We start from the raw sequence: 21,471 nt of genomic DNA, 5'->3' as shown, positions 1-21,471 counted from the left end.
CCAACACTAACTTTCATATCATCCATTGATAATCTATTCAGACTGTCTAGGTATTTTTAATACTATTTCTGTTCCATTACCCGGTTCACTTGTAATATTCCATTTGCAATCTTCACCATAGTACAGTTTCAATCGATTAAATACGTTTTTCACGCCAAACCCTCTTCCGGTACTAATTGTTTCATTCCCATCTTCTTTTAAAAGATCTGCAAGTTTTGACTCATTTATTCCTCTTCCATTATCTTTTATTGATATTACTATATGATTAACCTCAAATATTTTTACGCTTACGCTGATCAATCCTCCGGAGGTGTATCCATCAAATCCGTGAATAATCGCATTCTCAATAAGCGGTTGTATTAAAAGTTTATGGATTTTACAATCCAGCACATTTTCATCAATTTCCACTTCACAATGGAAGGAATAGTCAAAGCGTATCTGCTGCAAATATATGTATTGTCTAAGCCATTCTATTTCTTGTTTAAAAGTGACAATTTCATTGCTTTGATTTATGCTATACCTCAAAATCTGCGCAAGATTCTTAAGCATATTACTTATTTTATACTGCTCATTTTCTATTGCTACCCAATTTATAGTATCTAACGTATTATAAAGAAAATGTGGATTTATTTGAGCCTCAAGCGCTTTTATTTCAGCATCTTTTTGGTGTCTGGCCGCACGCTTTACATCTTCAATCAGTTTTTTTATCTGAACCATCATACTATTAAAAGTTGTGGCAATGATAGATATTTCATCCTTTGTGTTAAGGTCAACATGTACATTCAGTTCCCCGCTTTTGGCTGTTGTCATGGCTTGTACGATTTTTCTTACGGACTTTGAAAACCTTCCTGAAAAATAAATAACCAGAATGATTGAAAAAAGTACCGCAGCTAGGCCAATTAAGGTAAAAAGCCTTTGAAGCGAGTAAACTTCTGAAAACATCCTATCCTTATCTGTAATATTTATAAAGGTCCACCCTAGATTCCTATCTTCATACTTATTAATCAAAACAGACTTCTGACTTAAGTCCTTAATCCAGCCGTTTAACATACTCATATCCCTTGTAAAGTTCATTGAATTTCCTGTTAGAATCTCTTCTTCACGCTCACCAATGTAAGCCTTTTCAGGAAAAGAAATGATCTTTTGATTTTGATCAATTATAAAATTGAATCCATTTTTCTGTTTGCCATTCTCTATAGTACCATAGACCCCATTGCACGCATCCGATAAAAGCTGTTCTTTTAAACTTAAAACAATGACACCGAGAGTCGTTTTATCCAGTCTTTCTATATCAAACATCCTTTTTGCCATATGAAATAAGTAAAGCCCCTTATCTCCGTACTGATCTGCAAATGAGGTTGGAATCAGTACAGTGTGATCCGTTTTTTCTGCCTCCATATAAAAATTTGTTTTTGTAATATCTTTATATTTTATCCAGAAGTGTTGAGTTGCCAAACCTGTAACTTTGTCATAGCTTACAACCAGTCCATTTGGACATAAAATCGAGATGCCCGATATTCCTTCTTTTGAATTAGCCAGAGTACCAAGCTTTTCTCTAAGCCTTCCAAAAGCAGATATTTGTTCATCATCGGAACCCTTGTTCAATTTTTTTGTCAGTTCAACAATTTCGTTATCAGAAAATATTTGAAATAACAAATCATTATATGATTCAATTTTCATATTCACATTTTTAGCAGTCTGTAATAGATTAATCTTCAGCAGATCGTCCACCTTATTCTGCATTGATACTGTCATGTTCAAATAGAGGACGAATTGTACAAGTATTAAAGGGATTATAGCCGCAAAAAGAAAAGAAAAAATGAGTCTCACCTTTAAACTCATTTTATGATTGTTTGATTTAAACAATCCTCTAAATATTCCAAATATTTTAGTTGCTTTTCTAGATTCTGTATCCATATATTGCACCCATGTAATATAATTGCTCCAATCATATAACTATCAATATAAAAAATATACCCCATTACAATTAAGATAACAAGATTGTAAGTTTTTATGATAGGACTATGTACATATAACGGCGTTATGCACATAGTCCATTTACTTCATCAATGTAAAACTCTAGTTGATTCTTTCCAAATAGAACCTTTGGTTATCGCCGCTCGCCTCGGTGTACTGAGTCAATCTTGCTGAATTATTAATAGAAACCCCTTCAATATCCCATGCCATTCCTGAATGCTTGAAGTACATCTTGAAGCTTCCATCCTGCTGTGGAACAAGTCTTACTTTTTGGTTGTCACCGCTTACATAGTCCCACAGATGAGTTCTATGACCTGCGTCCATGGCGACATCCGCCAAGTCGATTACCTTGGAAGGAGCATTCAGATAGGTTACCTTGTACCACCCGTCTCCAACGCTATCGAAACGCCATTTGAACCAACTATTTGTCTCAAAGGACCATTGAATCACCGAAGTATCATTCACAGTACCGCCACCACCGCCATTTATATATTTACCGCTGTGTTTTGCCTGTATATAATAATCACCTTGGGGTTGTAGTCTCCAATATTGACCGTTTACGCCTGTCCAATCCCACTGTTGCATTTTTGCATTGTCCATTAAAGAATTTTGATCTACATCAAGGAATTTACCGCTTCTGACATTAACAATCTTAAACCATCCATTTCCAACATCTACAAAATCCCATTGTTGAGATGTGTTTTCTTCTTGATAGGAAGAACTCAAAAGCTGCGCACCGTTTGCAAGCGAATCCCCTTGAATGGAAGCATATTTGCCGCTTACGACATTAACGATCCTATAATGTCCATTCCCTGTGGGAATAAAGGACCATCTCTGATTTGGTCCGTTATAGTCATAGGACCACTGGTTAATAACCGCACCTTCATTTTGATTTCCACCTATCAAATCCATTGATTTTCCATTTTTATTGACCAGCATGAAAAGATTGCCACTATACATGTTGTTGGAGGAAAGAATGTCAGTGGTCCCACCTTTAACATCCTTTTTACCAGTTGAAGAATTCATTACTGAAGCAATTACAAATATTGTAGAGTTTCCCGTAGGAACTAAAGCTCTACTGTAACCTGTAGGTATAACACAGTCTTGGACCGTCCAATGACCTTGACCAAAATTATAATTCAAGAATAATTTATCAGACCGTCCGCCAGAAATTATAACAGTTCCATTTGGACTACCGCCAGGAACCCAAGTTACATATGGTTGTGATCCCGGAGTTTGTCCCTGATAATAATTCACCTTGCTTCCCGGATCTGAAACGTTTCCCCAGTTCTCAGGATCTGAAGATATTTTATAGTGTATTTGATCATCTTGCATACCAACCATTTCATAAACAAGCATATACTTTCCGTTACCCATTTTAGTAACAATAGGCATACCCGGCCTTAATGCACCCAGAGCCACATCTACTGTTATATTGCTCCAATTAATCCCATCTGCAGAGGTCCTATGTACTACCATCTGGTTATTGTTAGGATCCGTTTCATCCGAATAGTAGCAAATCAACTTATTATTAGTAACTAACAGGAACGGTTCCCATATTCCCTTATCTGGGTTACTAGGCCAACTCCAACCTGGTACGTATGGCCCCCCTGTTGCGATAGTAGATACATAAGTCCAATTCCTGCCCAAATCATTACTTTTAAATAGTTTAATATGGTGTACCAGCTCACCACCCGGAAACGCATTAACAGCAAAAAGCATAGTTCCCGCCGGCATATTTCCTATCTGCTGCGGAAGTTCAAACAAAAAACCCTGTTCCCTTAAACCCTCACCTGAGTGTACATCGGCAACATCTGCAATCTTGCTCCATGATTGTCCTCCATTTGTACTTTCATAAATCGGAAAAGTTGGTCCGGCTGGATGTGGAGTTTGTTTATCTGTCCATACTTCATGTGTTGCATACATCTTTCCATTGTTAGCACCATTGTACTGAAGCATTAAAGCACGAGCATAACTTGCACTTACTGATGATGTGCTCGACCATACCGTAATCGGACCAAAAGCATACGTACTGGTAACAAGACAGAAGAATAGAAAAATTGAAACAAATGATAATAACGCTATTCTTTTAGCATACTTCATAAGCTTACCTCCTATTGATTTGTTTATTAATTATGTAAGCACTTACACTATAAATTTGAATATTTCCTTGTACAACTCGAATAAATTAATATAGGTGTAAATTTTTATGAAAGTTTTAAATTAAGAATTTTGATTATCCAACTAACTCAGGATAGGTTAAGGTATCTGACAAAACGCAACACTGAGCTAGTCGGTTGAACAATATCTGGAAATTCATAGAGCTAATTTATGCCAATGTTAGCGGCGAAAAGCCACTTTTTATCACTATTTCATTAACCCTTCACTGCGCCGTTAGTCAACCCACTGATAATATATCTCTGCAAGAAAGCAAATAGGAGAATAACAGGTATTACTGAAACAACACCAAAAGCCATCACATTATTCCATTGGGTTCCATAGCGCTGCATAAAATTAAAAACCCCGGAAGTTACCGGCCACATATCCTGGTTATTTATGAATGTAAGAGCAAAGATCAAATCTGACCATGCAAATAATAGAGAAAAAACAGTACTTACAATTACACCTGGAAGAGCAATTGGAACCATTATTTTTAGGAAGGAAGTAAATGGATTACAGCCATCTATTCTTGAAGCATCATCCAGTTCCTTAGGTATTGTAATAAAATATGTCCTCAGGATCAGCACAGAAAAAGGTATTGCAATTGTAGCATCAGCTATGGCAGGTGCCATATAAGTATTGTAAAGATTCAAACTTTTAAAAATGATAAATAGTGGAGTCAGTATGAGGGATGTAGGCAGCATCTGGGTAATTAAAAAGGATAGAATGAACACCTTTCTTCCTTTAAATTTGAATCTTGCCAAGGCATATGCTGCTGGAATGCTTAAAATAATAGAGATTATCATCGAACTCAGAGAAATAATAATACTGTTTAAGAAGTTTCTGAATATGTTGTAATCATCTCTTACTTGTTCAAAATATGCTTTGAATGTTATATCTTGAGGGATAAAGGAAATAGGCGTCTTGAATATTTCCAATTCGGTCTTAAGAGACGAAATAATCATCCAATACAGAGGGAAAAGAAAAATGATACATATTATAACTGCAACTATATTGAATAAGGTATTTTTCTTATTGCTTACCATTTCATTCATTTTTACATCACCTCATCTTCCTTGATCAGCTTCAGATAACCCAAACTGACTAAAAATAAGATCACAAAAAGAATATTAGCAACAGCGGCGCCTTTGCTAAAATTAAACTCTGTAAAAGATAATCTGTAGGAAAGAGTTGAGAGAGTTTCTGTTGAATCAACAGGCCCTCCTTTTGTCATAACATAAACTAAATCGAACACCTTAAAGGTTGCAATGAATCCCAAAATCAGGACAGCTTCGATTGCCGGCTTTAACATTGGAAGAGTAATATGTATCAGTTTATTCCACCAATTTGCTCCATCAATATCCGTACTTTCATAGATTTCATGAGGAATAGTAGTTAAACCGGTTAAAAGCATGATCATTGTAAAGGGAATACCGATCCAGGAGTTTGTAATAATCAACGACCACATTGCACTTGTTGGGTGAATCAGCCATTCTACAGGCTTGCTGGTGATATGTAGGTTCATTAGAATTTGATCTATAATTCCGCCTGTAGCACTGAACATATACTTAAATACAAGGGCAGTGATAGTGGCGGGAATCATCCATGGTATGAGAATCAAACCCCTGATATTTTTTGAAAGTCCAAAATTCTTATAAAAAAATAAAGCAAGTAAAAAACCTAAAACAAACTGAATAAATATACTGGCTACTGTGTAATATAGCGTATTAAAAAGTGACACTCTCAAAATTGACTCTTTTGTAAGGTTAATGTAATTGGCCATTCCTACAAATTCTTTATGAGGTAAGTTTGCGGTCATTACATTGACATCTTGAAAGCTCATGACTATGTTATTGATTATCGGGTATCCGGTAAATACCAGCATAAAAATAGTAGCAGGTAACACAAAGATAAAACCAATATTATCTCCTCGAAATAATTTACTTATCAGCCTCATAACAAAAACCACCTTTTATTAATAAATGGGAGTATATGTTCATACCATATACTCCCATAATACAGCTCAATTTTTCTTTCGAATTATTTCATCAACTTATCCACTGTCGCCTGTGCTTCTTTCAGTGCATCCTCAGTTGATTTCGTACCTGTAACTACTGCCTGCACTGAAGTTGATAAAGCTGTAGACAACTCAGGCCATTTTGGATGAGGTCCTCTAGGCATAGCATACTGCATCTGTTCCATCCAAACCTTGAGTGCAGGGTCATCCGTATAATTCTTGTCAGCTGCAACGTCTTTTCTTGGAGGGAAAGCACCGGAAGCCTTAGTATACGCCCTTATTGCATCTGCACTGCCTGCCCATGAAAGGAACTTCCAAGCAGCTTCCTTATTCTTACCTTTTACTATGCCAATATTTTCTCCACCGAGAACAGATCCGCCTTTTTGCCCTTTAGGGATTAAAGCTATACCAAACTTAAGGTTTGGATTATCCTTTTGGATAGACGGAGTCTGCCAAGGCCCATTAATCATCATGGCAACCTTACCTGCCGCGAATTGCTTTTCAATATCGGACATACCCACATTAATGACTTCCCTGCTCATCGATCCATCCTTCATCAAGCCGGAAAGAAAATTAACTGCATTTGCTACTTCTGCACTATCCAGTTTGTTTGGATCTCCACCTGCAGCTATCAACCAGGGATAGAAATTAAATGTACCTTCTTCGCCTTTTGCAAGGGAAGTAGCAAAACCATATACTCCACCTTTTGTAAGCTGCTTTGCAGTAGCCTTTAATTCATCCCAAGTTTGTGGCGGCTTAACACCTGCTTTATCTAAGAGCTCAGTATTATAAAACATTGCTAGGCAGTTGCTTACGAAAGGTAATGCATAGTTTTTACCCTGGTATACACCGGATTTCATTGGACCTTCAAAGAACTGGTCTTTTTCAGCCCATGTTGAAACTTTATCGGTAATATCCTCAAAAAGGCCCATGGCCGCAAAAGCCGCTACATCCGGGTTATCCATCAAAACCAAATCCGGAAGATTTCCTGCAGACAAACCTATGGTCAACTGTTTCTTAAAATCATTAAATGGAACAAATTTTGGTGTGACTTCAACTTCATTCTGTGACTCGTTAAATTTTTTAATGTAATCTTGGATGTCTTTTTCATAATAGTGCCATAATGTTAATTTAACTTTTTTAGTATTTGCTGTATCAACCGTCGTGTTCTTGGTTTCTGCAGGTGCAGCACTAGCTACCTGTGAAGTTTCTTTAGTAGTGTTATTTGAACCACAACCTGCTAAAACGCTCACAAGTAATAAACAAGCCACGAGAAAAACAATTCCTCTTTTCAAAAGTTTTCATCCTTTCATATCAAAAAAGATTTATTATGTATTGACGCGTCTCAATAATTAAATAATAAAGTAATAAAGCAGTCTATAAAACTCCAAAATATAAAAGGAGGTGTAAAAAATTAATATAGCATTAATTATAACTGATAGATATTGATCCTTCATTAATCCCGCAGAGACAAAAAAAGTCTTACTGTATACGAAATATTACCCTGCCAACACCAATGGAAATAGCATTGTTTATTTCATCAATATAGTCCATGACATTTTCATCTCTTGTAAAATGCTGATATATGATTTTTGAATAATTTAACTTTTCTCTTTCAAACTTTGCTATATCACTTTGTTTTGCTTGTTCATGAATAAAACCTTCTTCAAATAATCTATCAACTATCCCCTTAATAAATTCTGTAGAATACCCTTTTGTCAATGTTTTCTTCGTCATTAAAAAAGAACAGGAACGAATCTCCCTTTTCTAAGATGAAGTTTTTGACCTTCATTTTACTTCCGGAGCACCGGGTTGCATTGAAGTCACAATCCTAATCCCGCTGCTTCCCACACAACCTGAGTTTTACCTCTTTATAAGACTAGAAAAAATCCGCCTGACCCTTCTCCCTTTCATTTCTTTATCCCTAATGTTTCTGCATCTTAGTGCAGAATCACGAACTCATGATAAAGCTTCATAAGCGCCCTCTTCTCAATCCGGGAAACAAACGATCGAGAAATCCCCAGCTCCTTTTTGCATACCATATGCGGTGTCAAATTCAAAAAATACTATATATTGTGGGTCCAAATTTATTTGCACCAGAGCCGAAAAATCCCCTCTCTCATTGAAGAGGGGGGATTGAGTTGTTTGTTTAACTATGCAGCATAGAAGGAATTGTGTACAAAAGACTTGTTTCTTCCCACAGTTCCCCGGGAGCCAGAGCGAATAAACCGATGTCCTCAGGAGGCATCTCGATATTCGAGGCATTAACCAGGTTGACCTGAGGCTCTGGACAGAAAAATCCCGGATTCGCATTGTTGTTCCAAATCATCCACTGCTTGTAGGAGGAGCCTACGTCGTACACCAAGGATACATGCTGGCGAAGATCTGTGAGAACAGCGCGATTTCTGCCATTCTGGGATTGTGCCGTATAATGATTGTCCATGGCCTCAAAGAACGGATATACTCCCGCACCCTTCATCGCCTCCTCCTGCTCCGTTAGGATCTGGTGCTTTCCTGTTGGGAGCATTCTAGCATTTAACTCCCATCGCTGCCCCAGAGTCATATGGAACCGGTAATCCTCGGGTCGGCTAGTCTTACAAAATGGCGCGTTAAGCGAAGTATGGAAAGCCAACAGGCATGGCATCGGCTCGTCACCTTCATTTCGGATAAGAACCTGCTGTTGCAGCCCTTTCTCGCTTATCGTATATTCAAGCCAAAAAGTAAAGGTATGTGGGAAATAACGATACATCTTACTTGAGTTATCGATGCTTGTCTTCAGGCGGACATAGGAAGCTTCGGCTCCTTTATTCCCGTACTCCTCCACTTCCCAAGGGATGTTATACAGAAATCCGTGAAGATGATTGCCCGTACTTTCCTCATTGACAGGAAATGTGTAGGTTTGGCCGTTCCATGGAAACCGTCCATCCTCGTACCGATTTGGAGGAAATAGAACTGGAATGCCGTGAATCATTGGTCTTGCCATAAATGCTTCCATTTCATCCTTGTCAGGTTCATGCAAAAATCTAAATCCCCTCACTTTGTCGCGAAATGCAATTAAGTTCCCCCCTATTTGCGGCAATACAGCGGCCTCATAAGCTCCCGCAGAAAGCCAGATTGCATCTTCACCATGAAACTGTCCTTGTATTGCGTATGCTCCTGACATTGTACAACCTACTTTCCATTCAAATATTGAAACCACCACTTGTATCATAGCTTACTTAATGATATTTACTAGGAGATATTTAGTTCGCTAGAATATCATTGAGCTTCTTCTCAAGCGCAGCCAGTCCAGCTTCAGGGTCAAGTCCACCTAAAACGATGCTTTGGAGATCTTCAGAAAGGGTCGTGAAAATCGCGGAGTATTTGTTAGTCTGCGGAGCGAACTTAACCTGACGCTGCGCTTCGATGAAAAGCTTGTGGTAAGGCTGCTGCTGGTATGCTGCGCTCTGCACGACCGCTCGATTAGCTGGCACATGCCCTGCTTGGCCCCACGTCACTCCGCCAACTTCCGAGAAATATTTCATGAAAGTCATTGCGGCTCTTTGCTTCTCCTGAGCCACATAGGTTGGAACAACCAACATATGTGAGCTGCCCCAGTGTACTGAGCTGCCGAATATCGGTGGAAGAGGCATGATTCCAACAGGCAAGGTTTTCTCGCTGAGATGATGGCCTGCCTCCCAAACTCCTCCGAACCATAATGCAGCTTTACCGTTATGAAAGGAGTCCCAAGGCGTCTTGTCGTTTAAATCGGCTAAATGGCTCGCATAGATTTGCTGATAGAACTTTAGCACGCTAAGCGCCTTATCGTTATGAATCGCAGCTTTCGTCTTATCACTACTCAGCAGTTCACCGCCCGCTTCATAATAAAGGTTCAGAAACGGTTCTTGAAAGTAGGGCGTATTTACAGCGAAAGGCTGTACATCCGGTACCTTAGCCTGAATTTGCTTCAGCAACTGGATAAATCCATTCGGAGTCGCTTCGCCTAGCTTCGGTGTGTCATCCACATTCAGCAGACCGGCTTTTTGCAGAATATCCTTGTTGTAATAGAGTACGTGAAAATGGGTGTCGAGTGGAACCGCATACGGCTTGCCGCTAAAGGTCGCGTTCTGTACACTGGAATCATCAATTTCTTTGAAATCAAACCCTGCATCAACTGCCAATACATCAAGCGGCATAATCTGCTTCGCCTTCACAAACGGAGAGATCCGATCCCCATGCGCGACAGCAACATCCGGTCCTTTACCGGAAGAAAGTGCCGTACTCAGCTTCACATAGTACTCATTGGATTCCAATCGTAGCTGTTTGACGAAAATACCCTTCTGGGATGCATTAAAGCTTTGAACGATCTGCTCGACGAAATCCCCTTCGCCTCCGCCGAAAGGATTCCAAAACGAGATCTCAGTAAGAACTTCATTTACCGGTGTTGCTGTTTTACTGCCGTCACCCTCTAGGTTTTTCGAACACCCTGATTGAGCTAGCGCCAGTATGAAGAGAACTGGCAATAACAAACCTACACATTTCCTGAACTTCAAAACCATGACCCCATCTCTGACAAATCTACAATTTAAATGGTAAACGTTTGCATATTGCTTGTTAAAATTAAGTATCTGCTAAACTTCTCCTCTTACCCGACTCCGGTATTCAGAAGGCGAGATGCCTGTTATTTTTTTAAATACTTTGGAGAAATATTTTGGATCCGGGATACCAACCAAATTACCGATATCAGCCGTCTTCAGCTCGCCCGTTAGCAATGTCTTAGCCTTCTCAATTCGAATACGGGTTAAATGCTCTAGGAAGCTTTCTCCCATTTCCTTTTTGAACAAGTTGGCAAAATAATTTTTGCTCAAATGCACAAAGCTGCTGATCGATTGCAACGATATTTCTAAATGATAGTGCTGCTGAACATATTGCGTCGCTTTAATGATACTATTGCGATCGCTGTTATAAACCTGAATCATATGCTTCACTAATTCGTCAAAGGCCCTCATAAACCAAGCTTTGCTTTGGTCAATCGTTTCCAATTTGGATAATTGATCAAAGTATTGCTTCTTTAAATGAAGAACACTTTGCTGATCACAAGACACATCTGACCAAAGTGTTGTCAACATAATTAAAAGTTCTAATGAAATGATCTGCACCATGTCATAGTCTTTACCAGAAGCCAGTTGCTCGAATAATGTTTCTAAATACGTCTGCAGTTCCTTGGATTGAAAAGCGTAAACCATCGAGTGAATGTGGCTCGTACTCACTTTCATATTCTCAATTTGATCGCTGACCATAGGCTCATAATCCACGCCATAGACAATAACCTTACCGCTGCCTACGAACATCTTGTATTTGGCAGCGATCACGGCTTGTTGGTACGCAAGATGCAATTCAGACCAAGCATGGATGCCACTGCTGATTCCAATGGTACATCGCATTGAATAAGTATCTATGAGATGAATTATGAGCGATTGCGCAATCTCCCGCACCATTTTCTGCCCTTGAACTGCCGGCATATCTGGAAATAACAGTACATTCATTTCCCCCTGCTTATCCGGAAATACTTCATAGCTAAGGAGCCCCGTAGATAGCAAACTTTCTAACGCTTTACGAATATAGGTTTGCCCTTCCGAGACTCCCTGCTCCAAAGCATTATTGCTGATATGCATCGCGTATAGCGGTAAATGGACATCCAGCAGTCCCATGCTTTCGATCGTACTTTTAATATGTTGGGAATCCGTCTGTGTCTGTGTTCCCTGTGCAAGATCCAGAAAAAACTTTTCTTTCCACATCGGCTCAATCCTGGTATCCCGTTTCTCCTCCTTACTATGAGAAGATTCTTCAATAGCTTCCTTCACCTTCAGCAAAGCTTGTTCAAAATCTCGCGGCATCATATCGGACTTAATTAAATATTCTGAAACACCATGGCGGATCGCTTCCTTGGCATATTGAAAGTCCTCCAAATTGCTGAGGATCAAAATTTTCATCTGAGGGCTTATTTTACGAACTTGAGTTATTAATGCAATGCCATCCAAGATGGGCATCTTAATGTCTGTAATTAAGATATCGGGCAGTTCCTGACCAATTAAATCCAGTGCCTCCTGTCCATTGGCCGCTTCACCGATCACCGTCATTCCAACCTTCTCCCAATCGATCATCGATCGAATTCCGAACCTGACGATATATTCATCTTCTACAATCAAAACACGGAACATAACTTTCCCCCTATTTCATAATAGGAAGCCGGATACCGATGCGAGTACCGATACCGATTTCACTCTGAATGTCTATGCCATAAGGCTTCCCGCAAATCAGCTTAATGCGTTCATCCACATTCGCTAAGCCGATGCCGCCCATTTTCTCTCCGGATTGTTCCTGATGCTCTTTGAGGTGCTGGGCGACGGTTGGTTCCATCCCTCGTCCATTATCCGCAACTTCAAACTTGATGCCACCCTCAGGATGCAAAGTGCAGCTTATATGAATTTCCCCTCCTGATTCACGACCTGTGAAAGCATGGAGAATCGCATTCTCTACAATAGGCTGCAGAATCAGCTTCGGTGTCCGCAACATTCGCACATCCTCATCGAGATGCACGAACGTTTCAATGTTGAAATTAAATCTGAATTTTTGAATACCCAGGTAACACTGTACATGCTCCATTTCTTCCTCCACAGTAACAGTTTCTTCTCCCTTCCCCAGACTGATACGGAGCAATCTCGACAGCAAACTGACCATCTCAGCCGCATTGTTGGCCTTCTGCAACAGAGCTGTCCATTTAATTATATCCAAGGTGTTATACAGAAAATGAGGATTAATTTGCGCTTGCAGCGCCTTTAGCTCCGCTACACGCTTATGATTCTGCTCCTCATACACCGTTTTAAGCAATTCATCGATTCTCGCCACCATGTAGTTGAAATTTTCACCTAGAATATCAAATTCATCATGACGCCGCTTCGCCTTGAATCGGACGCTCAAATCACCAGACATCACTTGTCGCATCAGTCGAATCATTTTTAAGATGGGCATCGAAATGGAATTTGACAACAACATCGCGGTCAAGATTGAAAAAACTATACAAATCAGCGCAATAATCATAATAATTTGCAAAAGCCGATTGGAGTCTTTGTAGAGAGCCGATTCCGAGATGACATTCACCACGATCCAATCATTCGTATACAATTTTTTATAGTTCACGATCAGACGATGACCGTCATGTTCGAGTGGAAAACCAAACTCCTTCGAGGGGGAGCGAAAAATTTGTGTGTAACCGCTTTCTCCTAAAACCTGCTTTACACTTTTCCCCAGTAAGTTATTATCGGGATAGGAAATGATTTGTCCACTACCGTCGATGACAAAGCTTTGGATCTCCAAATTGCTTTTGGTCGTTTTTGTGCCAATTTCTTTTAGCACATCCTCACGAACATCTAACACAGCAACTATGCCAACTGGACTGTCATCCGAAGCCTTGTAAATCTGCTTAGCTAAAGAGAACACCAGGACGTTTTGCGAATTCAAGCTGTCTACATATGTACCTAATCGGGTTGGAAACCAACGATAATTACTCCCATCCTCCAACGTTAGGAGGAACGGGGACACTTTACCGTTCGAGCGATCACTCCAGCGGTAGATCCCTTTGATATAATGCTTTTGCGATAAAAACGAGATCGACTGGAAATCTTGATTGATAGCAATTATTGTAGAAAGCTTCGTAGTAAGAGACAAACTGTCCAATTCGTACTGCGCTGCGTCTGTTCGATCCAGTGTGCGAAGCATGGAGACAATTTCATTGTTATTGACGACCTGCATCATCATATCTTTGTAAATCCCTAATCGTGTGTCAATGTTATCAGCTGTTTGCTTCAGCAACTGCACAGAGTATTCCGTCACCTTATTGTTAATGGTCGATTTCGAGATCGAAAATGAAATAAACCCCATGGCAAGCAAAGGAGTTAAAGAAAATAGAAATAAAAGCAGCATCCATTTGTAGCGTATGCTGCTCGTCCATCTATTCATCCATGGGCAGAATCGATTCCCATATGATTTGCGGGGCTTTCCTGGTGTCTGGGTCATAATGACAACCCTTTCTTTATAGGAAGAATCTACGGATTAACCTTTAATCCCTGTCATCGCTACGCCTTGAACAATATGCCGCTGTAATACAGCGAACACCAAAATCGTTGGAATCGCTGCCAGCGCGCTCGCTGCCATAATGAGATTTAGGGACATCGTATTATTCGACAAAAATGTTGGCAGTCCTGCCGATAAGATCATGTTCTCTTGCGAAGTAATCGATAAGTAAGGCCACAAAAAGTTATTCCACGATAAAATGAAATAAAAAATACCAACGGAAACCATAGCCGATCTCGTTAGCGGCAAACAGATACGCCACCAAAGACTGAAATTTCTGCAACCGTCAATCTGCGCAGCATTCATGTAATCATTGGGCACGCCATCCATGAACTGTTTCAGCAATAGGATACCAATCGGATTCGTCAGTCCTGGGAGTATAATCGCCCAAATGTTATCGATCAACTTAAGATGCAGCGTAGTCTCATACAGCGGAATGAGAATCGCTTCTGTTGGAATAAGCAGCCCCGAAACAATTAATAAATAAAACAAGCCTCTAGATTTAAAAGCCAATTTGGAGAAAGAGAACGCCGCCAGTGAGCTGAAAAATAACGAAAAAATCGTAGTGAGCACACCTATGACCACACTGTTCCAAGTCCATCTCAAAATTTGCGAATCCTTGATAACTTTCACGTAATTGTTCACATTCAGATCTGAAAATTTCAACCAGTCTCCGAGCAAATAGACATTGACACCATTGGGCTTGAGAGATACCAGCAGCATCCAGATAAGTGGAAAAATAAAAAGAAGGGCAAGAATCACAGCGATGACGTTAAGCGTGATTTGTTTCATGTTCAACCTCCGTCAGTCTTTTCTATCTGTCAATTTGAACTGGATGACTGCGATCAGCAGCATGATGGCGCAAAATACAATTGACTGTGCGGAAGCGAGGCCGAACATATCCTTTTTAAAACCAGTCACATAAATGTAGCGAATCATCGTGTTCGTGGAGTCCCCGGGACCGCCGCCAGTCATGATCTGCACTTGTCCGAACAATTTCAAACAGGAGATGATTTGATAAAACACTTGTATTCGCATGACTCTCGACAAACCTGGCAACGTGATATGCCAAAATTGCTTCCAAGCGCCAGCGCCATCTATTTTCGCAGCTTCATAATGATCCGTTGGAATTTCTTGCAAACCAGCTAGAAACAAGACCATCACGAACCCGACAGTCCACCAATCGGTCGTTAGTGTGATTGCCCACCAGGCAAAGTTCTTGTCTGTAAGCCAGTGAATTTCCCCAGGAAGACCCACAAGCTTCAGCAGCGCGTTAATCGGACCATATTTGGAATCGAGCAACCGCAGCCAAATAAAACTGATGACGGAAACAGACAACACATAGGGTAGAAAGAACATAGAACGAATCACTGTGCGAAACTTGATGTTTTGGTTAATAAGAAGGGCCAATATGAGGCCAAGCACTATGACTGTCGGCGCACAAATGATGACAAAATAAAAAGAATGCCAGACATACAAGTAAAAGTCTTGATCTGTGAAAATCTTTTTATAGTTGGCAAGACCGACATACTTTTGCATTCCCTGAATGCCCCAGACGTGTAAACTCATCCAGGCTCCCCGCCCTACTGGCCAGAGATAGAAGATGGCGAAGGGGATCAAGAACGGCAGCAGATAGACAATCGCCCTCAATTCAGTAATCATGCGTAATAGGTATGGTCTGCGGTGGACTAATGCCCTCTCGCTTTCTCTAATTATAGTCTCCATTGCTTATTCTCCTTAGGACTAAATCTGTCTGAAAAACATAGGCGAAACCACCGTCTTCTTAAGCCCGGAAGTTTCGCCCGCTCCTTGCCTGGTGCATTAGTTTGCCAAAATATCGTTGATTTGTTTTTCCATGTTTTTCAAGCCTTCTTCAGGTGTCTGTTTGCTGAAAATGATGTTTTGGAGCGATTCGGAAACCGTCGTAATGATGGTTGTGTACTTATCTGTCTTCGGTGCGAATTTCACCGTTTTTTGAGCCTCAATAAAGAAATTGCGGTAGGGCAGCTTCTTGTATTCATCACTTGTGGTAACCATACTGTTCGCCGGTACATGTCCCGCTTGCCCCCATGTTTTGCCTCCTACTTCCGAGAAATACTTCATGAACTTCGCTGCCGCTTCTTGTTTCTCAGGAGTCACATAAGTTGGAACGACAAGCAAGTGCGAACTGCCCCAGTGTGTTTGGCTACCAAAGATGGCAGGAAGAGGCATAGCGCCAATGTTGAGTGATTTATCATTCAGTAAAATTCCAGCCTCCCACACGCCGCCGAACCAAAGAGCCGCTTTGCCGCTATGGAACGAATCCCAAGGTGTTTTGTCGTTCAAATCACTGTATTTGTTGCTGTACAAGTCCTTATAAAACTTTAAGACGCTTAGTGCCTTGTCATTGTTTATCGTGGCTTTGCTCATATCCGCATTCAACAGTTCGCCGCCTGCTTCATAATAAAGGTTCAAGAATGGCTCTTGGAAATATGGCGTGTTCACAGCGAGCGCTTGGACATCCGGCACTTTGGCGTGAATTTGGGCGAGTGTCTTTTTGAATCCGTCCGGCGTAAGTTCTCCTAGTTTAGGCGTACCGTCCTCGTTCAATAGGTCTGCCTTTTTCAGCAAGTCTTTGTTGTAGTAAAACATATGAAAGTGCGTATCTAATGGTATCGCGTAAGGTTTACTGTCATAAGTGACACTCTTGAGGTTAGAGTCGGAAATCTGTTTCAGATCAAAGCCAACCTTGGCAGCCAATTGATCGACAGGTACAATTTGCTTTGCCTTCACGAACGGAGAGATACGGTCAACGTGTGCAACAGCAACATCCGGTCCTTTGGATGAAGATAACGCTGTGCTAAACTTCGTGTAATACTCATTGGACTCCAGACGAAGCTGCTTAACAATAACCTCTTTTTGAGAATCGTTGTATCCTTTAATAATTTGATCAACGAAATCTCCCTCTCCGCCGCCAAACATATTCCAGAACGTGATTTCAACTGGACTTGTCGCTTTGGTCTCCGTGGCTTTGGGTGTTTCCGCAGCCGATGTACCCGTTGGTTTGGTACCGCTTTCTTTTGTTGCGGTCGAACAGCCCGATACGACCAAGGCAAGCGCTACACTTGCTGTTAGCATGCTTGTAAACTTCTTTTTCATTGTCGATACAACCCTCTTTCTTGCTGATTTATGGTTTACGAAAGCCTTTACAAAGTTTTTGTAAGGATTCCTTGGTTATTAGATTACAGTGTTTGTCACAATCTCTAAACTGATAAAAGACGCATCTTAGGGGAACAAATTTAAGGTGATGCGAGGTACGGATGGTATCAATGTAGACGATCTTACGATAGGGGGTGAAAAGTAAGACTGGTTTGCTCGAGCAGTTCAAATAAAAATGGAGCCCGAAGGCTCCGCTGATATAATGAAGTTAATTTACCTTGATATTATCGAAGCTCAAACTATTATTGAATCCGCCTCGAACGCCAATCGTGCGAAAGCCGGAACTGAGCCAGCCAAGATAACAAAACAAATTAGAGCTGCCATGGTTGCTAAGGACTTTTTGAACATTTCATTTCCCTCCTAGGGTAATAAAAGTATATAAACGAGCAGACTTTTATCTACGGTCTCTACTGATGGTCCCTCCTCCCGACCGATATCTTGCGATTAATGTAAGTGCTTACAATTTTATTGTAACGCTCCTTATTCTGCGCCAAAACCTCTACCAATGTTACGTTTTCATGTGGTTCCCCGGCCTTTGCTTGCGAAAAGGTGGAGATTTTACGCTGAGCGCACAATCTTATGGACAAATTTCAAAACCAGAACTAAAAAAAGCCTGACCTGTACCTACAGGTCAAGCTCTCTCACGGATTGCAATTTATGCCAAGTTAATTTCTTTAATAATCTCGAGAGGAACTTTAGGCTTGCGATCCGCAGTCAGCAATCCGTTCACTTCCTGCTGAACATCCGATAATTGCGTATAACAATAACCACAGATGTAATCCGTATCTTTGATCGCTTGCGTAATGCTGCGGAATCGCTCGATAAATTCCTCTTCGCTATCTACTTGGTTGCCGTACCCCCAACCAGTCCCCGTGTTAAAAGCAATGCCGCCAAATTCGCTTACTATGACCGGTTGACCGTTATAAGCATACCCCTGAGCTATTGCATATTTCCAATTATTGAAGGAGATTTCTCCGTTCACCAAAGCATCTTTGTCCGCATACCTTTTGAGCAGCTTCGCTCCTGTCTCCTCATAATCGTGTAAGGTCAAAATGTCAGAAACGGTGTGCTCCCAGCCGTCATTCACAATAACAGGACGATGGGGATCAAACGATTTGGTTAAATGATATATACTTTCCGTGAATTTTTGCTGCTTGCCGTCGGTCAACACTTGCGGGATACCCCAGGACTCATTGAAAGGCACCCACGTTACAATAGATGGATGATTGTATTGCTGTCTTACGATCTCCATCCATTCTTTCGTGAAGTTCTCCACGGCCTCGTCATTAAACTCAAAGGTGGCAGCCATCTCAGACCAAACCAACAATCCTTTCACATCACACCAGTACAGAAATCTGGCATCCTCAATTTTCATATGCTTCCTGACCCCGTTGTAGCCCATGGCAATAATCGCATCAATGTCCTCAATCAACGCCTCTTCGGATTGCGGTGTCAAATGACTCTCTGGCCAATAGCCCTGATCCAAAATAAGTCGTTGATAAAACGGTGTATTATTCAGCAGAACCTTGCCTTTTTCGATCGAAATTTTTCTTATGCCGAAATAGGAATACACATGATCAACTACGACATTATCTTGATACAAAATAAATTCCACCTCATATAAGTTCGGCTGGTGTGGAGACCAGGTAACGATTTTCCAAGGCCCGTTTGCTTCGTGGGACAAATCAACATCCAGCTGCAGCCACGGGCGATCGATCACTAGACTTGTCTGTTTAATCATCTTGTTATGGATCCGAATACGCGTTTCCAGACGAAGTTGATTCAACTTTGAAACGGCCTGCGTTTGGTACTCAAAGCGCACAGACCTAGCGTCTAGATCAGGTGTGATTTTCACCGCTTTGAGATGGGATGGGGACACATACTCCAGCCATACGCTTTGCCATATCCCTGTTGTTTGCACGTAGAAACACTCAAAATTATCATCAACCCATCGCTGCTTGCCTCGAGGCTGCGTGCAGCTTTGGCTGTCCTCCGCTTTCACGACCAGCGTATTCGGCGCATCCAATTGAAGGTACGGTGTTATGTCAAAAGAAAATGCGGTGTATCCGCCTTGGTGCTCCCCGACATAGACACCGTTAACCCACAACTTCGCAATGTAATCGACAGCCTGGAAATTTAGAATAGCCCGCTGATCCGCATTCTCTTTGGGAACCTCTAGCATTCTTTGATACCATACATAAGGGTGGAACGCTTCCTCCCCAATGCCGCTCATCTTGGTTTCATACGTATACGGAACTTTGATTTTCAGTGCTCCGTTAAACTGCTCATACCATTTCTCCCCCTCACCCCTATTTTCATCATCAAACTTGAAATCCCATTCTCCGTTCAAGCTCAGCCATTTCTCGCGGACAAATTGGGGTCTTGGATAATCTTTGACATACTTGTGAGTAGCCATCTTTATGTAAACACTCCTTTTGAAACTAAAAATTTGTTTTATTCCATAATTATTGTATCAATGAATTCAATTTATGGTTTCCCTGTCAAAATGTCAATAATTATTTCAGTACTTCTCGATTTAAATGAAATAAACCTCTATCGAGATCATTCGAAGATGAGCGACCGCGTTTAAAGGTAGGTTTATTCGCAATAAGAAAGTCTATTTCGGAGATCCTTAATTTTTTCTTTCTTATGTGGTTAAAAATCTGTTGCCAGAAGACAACAGATTTTCAGAACGTATAATAAATTTTCATGACAATATCCTGCTCATAGTCTCCAAAATGTTTTCCGAAAAGATTCAACCCACCTTTGTAGCGCGCTTCTTCTTTAACACCAATCCTCAAATCGACGAAGCTGTTGCTGAGGAGTGACAATTGTAGAAGATTGGTGTCCGATAGCTCAATATTATCCAAGGTGCTTCTGATCTCATCTACACTCCATGTCTTGAGTGAGCCAAACTGCGTGCCCGTTTCCAGCCACCACGCCGGATTAAGTTTTCCTCGCCGACCACCAAAGTCGCCCGGCGATGTCCATGTTCCAATCTCAACGCCATTTATCCATAATGTAATGTCTGAAGGCCAATTATTATCATAATTAGGGGCTTCCGAGCAAATCTCCATCGAGAACTGAATCGATTGTATGCGTACATGAGAGGGAAGATCAAGGGGATATCGGTATTCCAAATACCCTTTACGAAGCCAGATCAGCTGCGCTGTGAATCGATTAGGATGGAAAAAGCCTGCGGGTGAATCCTCAGGTATGATGGCCTTCTCGTCATTAATCATCCCACAAGTTGGAGAGACTTCGCAAGACGTAAAGCTTCCAATGGGCATTTCGATTTCGTAGCAATGCTTCCCATCAACACGCTCATAGATTAGTGAATTCAGTTTAATATTAATGTCGTCATACGTTCGGCTGCACACCTTCATGGCACCTCTCGAGGCAGGGAGAAACTCAGTTTCAATAAGTTTGGCCTGTTCCAATACCTTAACATTGGATGCCGCTGTAGATACTGGAATATCCAGTGCTTCAGCAATTTCATTCACATTCATTCTCTTGCTGTTCAAAAGTTGAATCATTTTAATTCGCAGGTCGGTTGAAAGCGCATGTGTTACTCTTATGAGCTCATCCGGATTATTGATCGAAAGCCTTAGAATAGCAATCACTCCAAATATTTTGTAATAATCCATCTATCATATACGAAATCAACTAATGCTTGTCAAGCTTTTCAAATTGGTTAATAAAATTTTCGGTTGTGTCGCAAAAATTGGTTCTGTTGCAAGAATTAAAAAAGTCCAGACGATCTGTTCGGTCAAACTAAATTTTATACAATTAAACCGAACAACTGATGGAAGAGTTGAACGACAAAAAGGGGCGACGAATGATTACATTCGACTTGCCCCTTTTTGATCATATGTATCGTTTCAATTCCTGTTATCGTTTGCTCTGCAGTTCGAAATTACTTAATGTATTATCTTTGATAAATCTCCATCAGAAGTAAATATTGATTCATTCTGCAATTGGCTTTAAATCGCCGGGAATCGGACCAA

16 protein-coding genes and 1 pseudogene are annotated in these 21,471 nt (G+C 40.8%); 1 reads left to right on the top strand and 16 read right to left on the bottom strand.

Annotation, left to right across the window (positions count from 1 at the left end):
- Window positions 1-33: 33 nt before the first annotated feature.
- From BLV33_RS25280 to BLV33_RS25220, 14 genes and pseudogenes are all read right to left on the bottom strand, one after another.
- Complete coding sequence (locus tag BLV33_RS25280; RefSeq protein ID WP_090798121.1) at window positions 34-1,917, bottom strand: cache domain-containing sensor histidine kinase; 1,884 nt, start codon at window positions 1,915-1,917, stop codon at window positions 34-36.
- Window positions 1,918-2,079: 162 nt separating this feature from the next.
- Window positions 2,080-4,080 (bottom strand): RICIN domain-containing protein, encoded by a 2,001-nt coding sequence (locus tag BLV33_RS25275; protein WP_090798120.1) that lies wholly within the window; start codon window positions 4,078-4,080, stop codon window positions 2,080-2,082.
- 272 nt (window positions 4,081-4,352) lie between these two features.
- Window positions 4,353-5,192 (bottom strand): carbohydrate ABC transporter permease, encoded by an 840-nt coding sequence (locus BLV33_RS25270; protein ID WP_090798118.1) that lies wholly within the window; start codon window positions 5,190-5,192, stop codon window positions 4,353-4,355.
- A 2-nt stretch (window positions 5,193-5,194) separates the two neighbouring features.
- Window positions 5,195-6,094, bottom strand: coding sequence for a carbohydrate ABC transporter permease (locus BLV33_RS25265; protein ID WP_090798116.1), 900 nt, complete (start codon window positions 6,092-6,094; stop codon window positions 5,195-5,197).
- Window positions 6,095-6,177: 83 nt separating this feature from the next.
- Complete coding sequence (locus BLV33_RS25260; protein WP_090798114.1) at window positions 6,178-7,449, bottom strand: sugar ABC transporter substrate-binding protein; 1,272 nt, start codon at window positions 7,447-7,449, stop codon at window positions 6,178-6,180.
- Between the two features lie 187 nt (window positions 7,450-7,636).
- Window positions 7,637-7,876, bottom strand: a complete 240-nt coding sequence (locus tag BLV33_RS25255; protein WP_139305822.1) for a hypothetical protein — start codon at window positions 7,874-7,876, stop codon at window positions 7,637-7,639.
- Between the two features lie 218 nt (window positions 7,877-8,094).
- Window positions 8,095-8,184: pseudogene (locus tag BLV33_RS29010) on the bottom strand (sigma factor-like helix-turn-helix DNA-binding protein); the annotation flags it as partial.
- A 119-nt stretch (window positions 8,185-8,303) separates the two neighbouring features.
- On the bottom strand, window positions 8,304-9,317 hold the full coding sequence (locus tag BLV33_RS25250; protein ID WP_090798111.1) for an aldose 1-epimerase: 1,014 nt from the start codon (window positions 9,315-9,317) through the stop codon (window positions 8,304-8,306).
- A 79-nt stretch (window positions 9,318-9,396) separates the two neighbouring features.
- On the bottom strand, window positions 9,397-10,662 hold the full coding sequence (locus BLV33_RS25245; RefSeq protein ID WP_253187169.1) for an ABC transporter substrate-binding protein: 1,266 nt from the start codon (window positions 10,660-10,662) through the stop codon (window positions 9,397-9,399).
- A gap of 102 nt (window positions 10,663-10,764) precedes the next feature.
- Entirely contained in the window at window positions 10,765-12,354 is a 1,590-nt protein-coding gene (locus tag BLV33_RS25240; RefSeq protein ID WP_090798109.1) for a response regulator, read from the bottom strand.
- A gap of 10 nt (window positions 12,355-12,364) precedes the next feature.
- Window positions 12,365-14,209, bottom strand: a complete 1,845-nt coding sequence (locus tag BLV33_RS25235; protein WP_090798108.1) for a cache domain-containing sensor histidine kinase — start codon at window positions 14,207-14,209, stop codon at window positions 12,365-12,367.
- A gap of 36 nt (window positions 14,210-14,245) precedes the next feature.
- Complete coding sequence (locus BLV33_RS25230) at window positions 14,246-15,058, bottom strand: carbohydrate ABC transporter permease (RefSeq protein ID WP_090798106.1); 813 nt, start codon at window positions 15,056-15,058, stop codon at window positions 14,246-14,248.
- 12 nt (window positions 15,059-15,070) lie between these two features.
- Window positions 15,071-15,991, bottom strand: a complete 921-nt coding sequence (locus tag BLV33_RS25225; protein WP_090798105.1) for a carbohydrate ABC transporter permease — start codon at window positions 15,989-15,991, stop codon at window positions 15,071-15,073.
- A 96-nt stretch (window positions 15,992-16,087) separates the two neighbouring features.
- Window positions 16,088-17,404, bottom strand: a complete 1,317-nt coding sequence (locus tag BLV33_RS25220; RefSeq protein WP_090798104.1) for an ABC transporter substrate-binding protein — start codon at window positions 17,402-17,404, stop codon at window positions 16,088-16,090.
- A 235-nt stretch (window positions 17,405-17,639) separates the two neighbouring features.
- On the opposite strand from BLV33_RS25220, the gene BLV33_RS25215 reads away from it, so the two are divergent.
- Window positions 17,640-17,828 (top strand): hypothetical protein, encoded by a 189-nt coding sequence (locus tag BLV33_RS25215; protein ID WP_090798102.1) that lies wholly within the window; start codon window positions 17,640-17,642, stop codon window positions 17,826-17,828.
- Between the two features lie 291 nt (window positions 17,829-18,119).
- On the opposite strand, the gene BLV33_RS25210 is transcribed toward BLV33_RS25215, so the two are convergent.
- Together BLV33_RS25210 and BLV33_RS25205 are read right to left on the bottom strand one after the other, a co-directional pair.
- A complete protein-coding gene (locus tag BLV33_RS25210; RefSeq protein WP_090798100.1) occupies window positions 18,120-19,880 on the bottom strand; it encodes a glycoside hydrolase family 2 protein in 1,761 nt (586 codons plus the stop codon).
- A 271-nt stretch (window positions 19,881-20,151) separates the two neighbouring features.
- The gene (locus BLV33_RS25205) at window positions 20,152-21,111 is read right to left on the bottom strand and encodes an ArsR/SmtB family transcription factor (protein WP_366414838.1); all 960 of its coding nucleotides are present in this window, start codon (window positions 21,109-21,111) and stop codon (window positions 20,152-20,154) included.
- Window positions 21,112-21,471 lie beyond the last annotated feature (360 nt).

Source organism: Paenibacillus sp. GP183 (assembly GCF_900104695.1).
Lineage (GTDB): Bacteria > Bacillota > Bacilli > Paenibacillales > NBRC-103111 > Paenibacillus_AI.
The sequence above is the reverse complement of the archived record's forward strand: the minus strand, read 5'-3'. Positions and strand labels throughout refer to the sequence as shown.